Genomic DNA, 7,297 nt, shown 5'->3' on the forward strand with positions numbered 1-7,297 from the left:
TAATGAGCCCCGGCACAAGCTTCCATGGCAACGTGACAGGGTGGTTGTTTGGCCAGAAATCTCAGCAACTGCCGACGCCGCAGATTCCGGTGCCACAGCTCCTGGCCACTGGGCTTGAAGGCCACCAGCGCAAACAAATTCTTTGCTAGATCGATCCCGATGGTCGTAAGCTTATTCATGGTCTCCTCCTCAACTCATTTAGATAAAAGGGATGCTTTTATCTTGGCGCATTGCGACGCCGATTGGAGTGGGGAGGAGACCATCTCATCACCCTACGTTTGAGCTTAAGTCAGTGCCATTCACCGGCGATCCATTTTCGTCCCTGTTAGGCCAAGACCGGTGGCACCTGTTTGGTCCACTGGGCTTTCTCGTCCACATAATTCCCGGTCAGGGTGAAACCCAGCAGTTGACCCTGGGATGACCGGAACAGCGCCCGCACACCGCTTTCATCCTGTTCGATCTCCCAGTCGCCTTCGGTACCGCGCGCCGGGGGCGAAACCACGATCGGATGGGCAGGTGTTTTAATGCCCACCGGCATGGCGGGGTAGCTGAGCGGGGTTGGCGTTCCGGTCAGGGTCTTGGCCAAGGCCCGTGCGGCATTCATCAGCGGCATGACAAACGGCAGGTTCAGTCCCGCCACCTCGACACAATCCCCCAGGGCGTAGATACCGGGCTGGCTGGTCTGCAGTGTCCGGTCAGTAACAATCCCGCGATTGGTTTCCAGAGCGATCGACTGGGCCAGGTCCAGAACCGGCTTCAGTCCGATCGCCGAGAGTATGACGTCAGCCATGACGATTTTACCGTCGGTCAGTCTGAGTTGATATCCCGCGTCGTTGTGGTTGATCTCTTCAACCACGGTACCCAGATGCCAGCGTACGCCAGCGGCAGCCAGCCCGTCCTGCAGGGCTTTCCCGGCCGCTTCCGGCAGCAGAGTGCTGATGGGATAGGGGTCGGGTCCGATCACCTCGACCTGCCGGCCGGAGACAATCAGGTCATTGGCAAATTCACAGCCGATCAGCCCGGGGCCGATAATGGCCATCCGCCTGGCCTGTTCGATCTTTTCGCGGAACAGGCTGTACTCCTCCAGGTCATTCACCGACAGCACCTCATCGGTGGCATCCCCCTTGAATGGCAGACGTATCGGCCGGGCGCCGGTGGCCAGCACCAGCCGGTCATAGGGGATGTTGCCCTGATCGGTGATCAACTGCCGGTTCGCGGTGTCGATGGACTGAACCCGGGTGTGGGTGTGGATCACCGCGTTCAGCCGTTCCGCCATGGCGGCGGCGTCGGCGGAGATGATCTGCTGCGGTTGCTTGCCCTGGATCAGGGCGTTGGAGAGGGCCGGCTTGGGGTAGGCATTGCCGCCGTCGGCGGTAACCAGGACCAGCGACACCTCGGTATCGGATTTGCGGATTTCACGCGCCAGGTTATAGCCGGCCATGCCGGTGCCGATGATTACGATGGACATTTACTTCATCCTTCTCTTTAGTATTGTTAGTTACTGCCTAACCATCCGTAATCCCGGCAGCTCCTCTGCACACATACTCACGGATATGTAAGCCAGTCCGTGGCGGTCCCGCCACAATCCGTTGCGGCGGTTCCAACCGACAGGTATCAGCCCGGCATCAGATCTCCACCATCTCGAAGTCAGACTTGGAAGAGCCACAGTCGGGGCATTCCCAGTCGTCTGGGATATCTGCCCAGCGGGTTCCGGCGGGGATGCCCTCGTCGGGCAGCCCCTTGGCTTCGTCATAGATAAAGTCGCAGACAACACATTGATACTTTTTCATGTTCTATTCCTTCTCAAAAAATCACACTCAAGGTTATTGTTATCTTAACTACCGACCCGGTTCAGGGCGTCCCGATAGTGATTCGCATGGCGCTCCTCGATCTTGGCCAGCGCGTTGAAGCGTTTGGCCGCGGTCTCCAGCATTTTGGAGAAACGCTCGGCGTGTTCGGCCGACTCGGCGATCTGTTCATCCATCTCCGCTACCGCGGCGTGATTCTGTTCTTCCAGCGCGGTGTGGCGAAAGGCCGGATACATCTTTGTATATTCGTACGTTTCGCCCTCGATCGCCAGTTCCAGCATCTTCTCCACGCTCAGGGTATCCTTGGGGTAAAGCAGATCCAGGTGCCCGAACGCATGCGCGGTCTCCTGTTCCGCGGTCTTCTCGAACACCTCTGCAACCTCGGTGGCGCCGAGTTCACGGCAGATGCGGGCGAAGTAGAGGTATTTGCGGTTGGCCATGGATTCGCCGGCAAAGGCGGCCTCAAGGTTTTGGACGGTTTGTGAAATATTCTGTTCAGTCATGATCTTCTCCAGTGGTTAGATTCGATGGATGTAGGTTACTGAATGGTGTAAATTCGTTCCAATTGAATTAAAAATTAAATTTAATAGGAAAAAACGATTTATGAATCTGCCAACACTGCGCCAGCTTCACTACCTGGTCACGGTGGTTGAACTGTGCCATTTCGGGCAGGCGGCCGAGCGCTGCTTCGTCACCCAGTCGACCCTGAGCACCGCGATCCAGGAGCTTGAATCGCTGCTGGGGGTGCAACTGCTGGAGCGCACCAAGCGCAAGGTGATTCCGACCCAACTGGGGATCGAGCTGGCGGATAAGGCCCGGGAGATCATCAGCATGACCGAATCCCTGGTGCTGGATGCCCAGATCGACCGTAAGCCGCTGAGCGGTGAACTGAGGCTGGGGGTGATTCCCACTATCAGCCCTTTCCTGTTACCCAAGGTGCTGCCGGGAATACGCAGCGGATTTGCGGAACTCGAACTCTATCTGCTGGAGGATCAGACCCACAATCTCCTGGAACGGCTGGCCGCCGGCGAACTGGACTGTGCCATCCTGGCCCTGCCGTTTGATCTGGGTGGGCTGGAATACCAGGTGTTTTGGCAGGAGAACTTTCTGGTCGCCTTCCCCGCCGACCATCCCTTGAGTCAGGGTGGCCCCATCGCCTCGCAGAAACTGCCGGGTAATGAACTGCTGCTGCTGGAGAAGGGGCACTGTCTGCGGGATCACGCCCTGGCTGTCTGTCATATGAAGGCGATGGCCAAGCGGGCCTCGTTTCAGGGCACCAGTCTCTATACCCTGGTGCAGATGGTGGCCGGAGGGCAGGGCATCACCTTCTTGCCGGAGATGGCAGTGGATGATGATTTCCTGGCTCAGAACCAGATCGCCGTGCGTCCCCTGGCGGAGAAGGGTCCGCATCGCGAGCTCTGCCTGGTTTGGCGGACCGCCTATCATCGTAAGTCGGATCTGGCCCTGCTTGCCGATTGTATGCGCGGGCTTTTGGCCGCCTCCTATTCCCAAAAAGCCAAGTAACCGTAGCGCAGGTAGGCCATAGGGCGCCCCGTGGGTGCCGACGACGGACCTGGCCCGCCCTATGGCGGTGTCCCGGTTTCACCGGATTATCCCTTTTTGCTGTCACACCGCCACACACCCGGCCAATTCCGAACCATACTCTGTCTGAAGCAAACCTGAGGTCTGCGGGATTTACTGGCATTGCAGAACATGAAATATATTTCATGAGAAAAAACGTGACAAATGTCATTTAATGCCATATCCTTACCGAAATACCAGGAAATATAGTGCTTGTTCTCTCGACCTAAAACGAGGATACCGATGATCAGTTTTCAGACCAATCCAGCGGCATATCAGCATTGGCAGTTAGCTTTTGAGGGGCCGGTTGCAAGGCTCAGAATGAACGTTAAGGAGGATGGCGGCCTGATGCCGGGCTATGAGCTGAAGCTCAACTCTTATGATCTGGGCGTCGATATTGAATTGTATGACGCCGTGCAGCGCCTGCGTTTCGAACACCCGGAGGTGAAGAGTGTGATCCTGGAGTCAGCCAAGGAGCGGGTGTTCTGCGCCGGGGCCAATATCCGCATGCTCGGTGGCTCCACCCATGTACACAAGGTCAACTTCTGCAAGTTTACCAACGAGACCCGCAACAGCATCGAGGATGCCAGCGAATTTTCCGGTCAGCGCTATCTCTGCGCCATTACCGGCACGGCCGCAGGCGGTGGTTACGAGTTGGCCCTGGCGGCCGATCACATCATGCTGGTGGATGACGGCAACGCCTCCGTATCGTTGCCCGAGGTGCCGCTACTGGCGGTGCTGCCGGGGACCGGCGGACTGACCCGCCTGGTGGACAAGCGCAAGATGCGCCGGGATCTGGCGGATGTATTCTGCTCCATTGAAGAGGGCGTAAAAGGCCAGCGGGCCGTCGACTGGCGGCTGGTGGATGAGGTCGTGGTCTCGTCCAAATTCCAGGAGGCGGTGGATGAGCGGGCCCAGGCGATAGCCGGGGGTTCAGACCGGCCGGACAATGAATCGGGCATCGAACTGGAGCCGCTGGAGATCGGCGGTGACGAGACCCATCTGCATTACCCGCATCTGGATCTGTCCGTGGACCGCGCGACGCGCGTGGCGACGCTGATCCTGAAGGGGCCGACGGCGTCGGTGCCTGATGATCTTGCCGCCGCCAAGGTACAGGGCTGCCACTTCTGGCCACTGGCGCTGATCCGTGAGCTGGACAGTGCCCTGCTGCATCTGCGCACCAATGAACCGGAGACCGGCACCCTGATCTTCAAGACTCAGGGTGATGCCGAACAGGTAGCCGCCTATGAGCGCTTCCTGCTGCAACATCGGGACGACTGGTTCATCCGCGAGATACTGCTATATCTGAAGCGGACCCTGAAGCGGATCGACTACACCTCCCGCAGCACCTTCGCCTTTGTTGAACCCGGCAGCTGTTTCAGCGGTTTCCTGGCCGATATCCTGTTTGCCGTGGATCGCAGCTACATGCTGGAGGGGCAGTTCGAAGGCGATGACCGGCCGGCGCCGACCATCCGTCTGTCTGAATTGAATTTCGGTCCGCTGCCGATGGGTAATGGCCTGACGCGCCTGGAGACCCGCTTCCTGGGTGAGCCGGATACGCTGGAGAAGGCGCGGTCACTGATCGGTGAATCCCTCTCGGCCGAGGCGGCGGCCGATGCCGGACTGGTTACCTTCGCCCTGGATGATATCGACTGGGAAGACGATATCCGCTTCCTGCTGGAGGAGCGGGCCAGCTACTCACCGGATGCCCTGACCGGCATGGAGGCGAATCTGCGTTTCGCCGGTCCGGAAACCATGGAAACCAAGATTTTTGGCCGACTCAGCGCCTGGCAGAACTGGATATTTCAACGTCCCAATGCCGTCGGGGAGCAGGGTGCACTGAAGTGTTTCGGCACGGGTGAACGTCCACATTATGATCAGAAAAGGGTGTAACAACATGAGTGAACAGACCACAGAAATGACTCCAACCATCGAAGTCAACTATGCCGACAAGATCCCGAACAATGTCAATCTGTCCGAGGATCGCCGCCTGCAGCGCGCCATGGAGAAGTGGCAGCCCGAGTTTATCGACTGGTGGAAGAGCATGGGACCTGACGGATTTCAGGATGCAGAGGTCTATCTGCGGACCGCGGTCGGTGCCGATCCCAAGGGCTGGGCGGTTTTTGACTATGTAAAGATGCCGGAATACCGCTGGGGTATCCTGCTGGCGGCCAAGGAAGAGGGACGGGTGATCCCGTTCGGCAAGCACAAGGGTGAGCCGGCCTGGCAAGAGGTGCCGGGTGAGTACCGCTCCATGTTGAAACGGCTGATCGTGATCCAGGGTGATACCGAGCCCGCCTCGGTGGAACAGCAGCGCTACCTGGGAAAGACCTGCCCGTCACTTTATGACCTGCGCAATCTGTTCCAGGTCAATGTGGAGGAGGGTCGCCACCTCTGGGCCATGGCCTATCTGCTGCAGAAATACTTCGGCAAGGACGGCCGTGAAGAGGCGGAGGCGCTGCTCGACCGCCGCTCGGGTGATGAGGACAAACCGCGTATCCTGGGGGCCTTCAATGAGAAGACCCCGGACTGGCTCTCTTTCTTCATGTTCACCTTCTTCACCGATCGTGACGGCAAGATGCAGCTGGAGTCCCTGGCCCAGTCCGGCTTCGATCCACTGGCACGCACCTGCCGCTTCATGCTGACGGAAGAGGCGCATCACATGTTCGTGGGTGAATCCGGTGTCTCGCGGGTGATCCGCAAGACCCTGGAGCGGATGCAGGAGGCCGGTATCACCGATCCCAACGAGGTGGATGCGGTGCGCGCCCTTGGGGTGGTGGATCTGCCGACCCTGCAACGCAAGGTCAACTTCCACTTCTCGGTGACCCTGGACCTGTTTGGCGCGGAGGTCTCCACCAACGCCGCCAACGCCTTCAATGCGGGTATCAAGGGGCGTTTCCGTGAGGACCGGATCGAGGATGATCACCAGTTATTGAATGATACCTACCCGGTGCTGCGCCATGTGGATGGCGAGCTGAAAGTGGTGGAAGAGACGGCGCTGAATGCTATCAACGCCCGGTTGCTGGATGATTACATCACCGACGCCACGGCCGGTGTCAAACGCTGGAACAAGCTGTTTGAGGGCAGCGGTGTGGATTTCGAGATTTCCGTTCCGCACAAGGCGTTCAACCGGCGGGTGGGCGAGTTTGCCGATCTGCACGTAGATCCCGAGGGTAATCTGCTGAGTGCCGAGGCGTGGCAGGAAAAATCCGCCCAGTGGCTGCCGTCCCAGGCCGATGAGGATTATCTGTTGAGCCTGATGAAGCCGGTCACAGAGAAAGGCAAATACGCCGACTGGATTGCCCCGCCCAAGGTGGGCATCGACAAAAAGCCGGGCGATTTTGAATACGTCGCCCTGACCTGAAACGATTTCAAAGAAACACTCCCCAGTTGGGCAGCCTCGCGGCTGCCCTTTTTTTGTCCAGGGATGGCTGGGCGGGCCCCCAACCTACGGGCTCTAGCCTTCACCGCCGGATTGCACCGGAAAAGGCAGGTAAGTCATGGTATCTCTTTGCGTACTTTGCGTTCTTCGCGGTTGGAATGAGGTTTCCAGTTAGGAGGTTGGGGTTCGTACCTCACCCCAACCTACGAACTGCGAATTCGGCCCGGGGCGGGCCTCCTACAGTCAGATCGTAGGGTGATGAGATGGTCTCCTCCCCACTCCAATCGGCGTCGCAATGCGCCAAGATAAAAGCATCCCTTTTATCTAAATGAGTTGAGGAGGAGACCATGAATAAGCTTACGACCATCGGGATCGATCTAGCAAAGAATTTGTTTGCGCTGGTGGCCTTCAAGCCCAGTGGCCAGGAGCTGTGGCACCGGAATCTGCGGCGTCGGCAGTTGCTGAGATTTCTGGCCAAACAACCACCCTGTCACGTTGCCATGGAAGCTTGTGCCGGGGCTCATTA

Annotated in this window: 6 protein-coding genes; 3 read left to right on the top strand and 3 right to left on the bottom strand. The window is 58.4% G+C overall.

Annotated features, from left to right (window positions below; all coding sequences use genetic code 11):
* Window positions 1–325: 325 nt before the first annotated feature.
* The 3 genes from A3GO_RS0118575 to A3GO_RS0118585 all read right to left on the bottom strand — a co-directional run bounded on the left by A3GO_RS0118575 (window position 326) and on the right by A3GO_RS0118585 (window position 2,311).
* Window positions 326–1,468, bottom strand: coding sequence for an FAD-dependent oxidoreductase (locus A3GO_RS0118575; protein WP_029134680.1), 1,143 nt, complete (start codon window positions 1,466–1,468; stop codon window positions 326–328).
* A 157-nt stretch (window positions 1,469–1,625) separates the two neighbouring features.
* Window positions 1,626–1,790, bottom strand: coding sequence for a rubredoxin (locus A3GO_RS0118580; protein ID WP_029134681.1), 165 nt, complete (start codon window positions 1,788–1,790; stop codon window positions 1,626–1,628).
* 44 nt (window positions 1,791–1,834) lie between these two features.
* Window positions 1,835–2,311, bottom strand: coding sequence for a rubrerythrin family protein (locus A3GO_RS0118585; protein WP_029134682.1), 477 nt, complete (start codon window positions 2,309–2,311; stop codon window positions 1,835–1,837).
* Between the two features lie 100 nt (window positions 2,312–2,411).
* Here A3GO_RS0118585 and A3GO_RS0118590 point away from each other — a divergent pair, with 100 nt between their 5' ends.
* From A3GO_RS0118590 to boxB, 3 genes are all read left to right on the top strand, one after another.
* Window positions 2,412–3,332: a hydrogen peroxide-inducible genes activator gene (locus A3GO_RS0118590; protein ID WP_029134683.1), complete on the top strand. Its 921-nt coding sequence runs from the start codon at window positions 2,412–2,414 to the stop codon at window positions 3,330–3,332.
* A gap of 300 nt (window positions 3,333–3,632) precedes the next feature.
* Window positions 3,633–5,282 (top strand): 2,3-epoxybenzoyl-CoA dihydrolase, encoded by a 1,650-nt coding sequence (gene boxC, locus A3GO_RS0118595; RefSeq protein WP_037375998.1) that lies wholly within the window; start codon window positions 3,633–3,635, stop codon window positions 5,280–5,282.
* Window positions 5,283–5,286: 4 nt separating this feature from the next.
* On the top strand, window positions 5,287–6,753 hold the full coding sequence (boxB, locus tag A3GO_RS0118600) for a benzoyl-CoA 2,3-epoxidase subunit BoxB (protein WP_245621788.1): 1,467 nt from the start codon (window positions 5,287–5,289) through the stop codon (window positions 6,751–6,753).
* The last annotated feature ends 544 nt before the right edge of the window (window positions 6,754–7,297 follow it).

The sequence above is a fragment of the Sedimenticola selenatireducens DSM 17993 genome, from assembly GCF_000428045.1.
Taxonomy (GTDB): Bacteria; Pseudomonadota; Gammaproteobacteria; order Chromatiales; family Chromatiaceae; genus Sedimenticola; species Sedimenticola selenatireducens.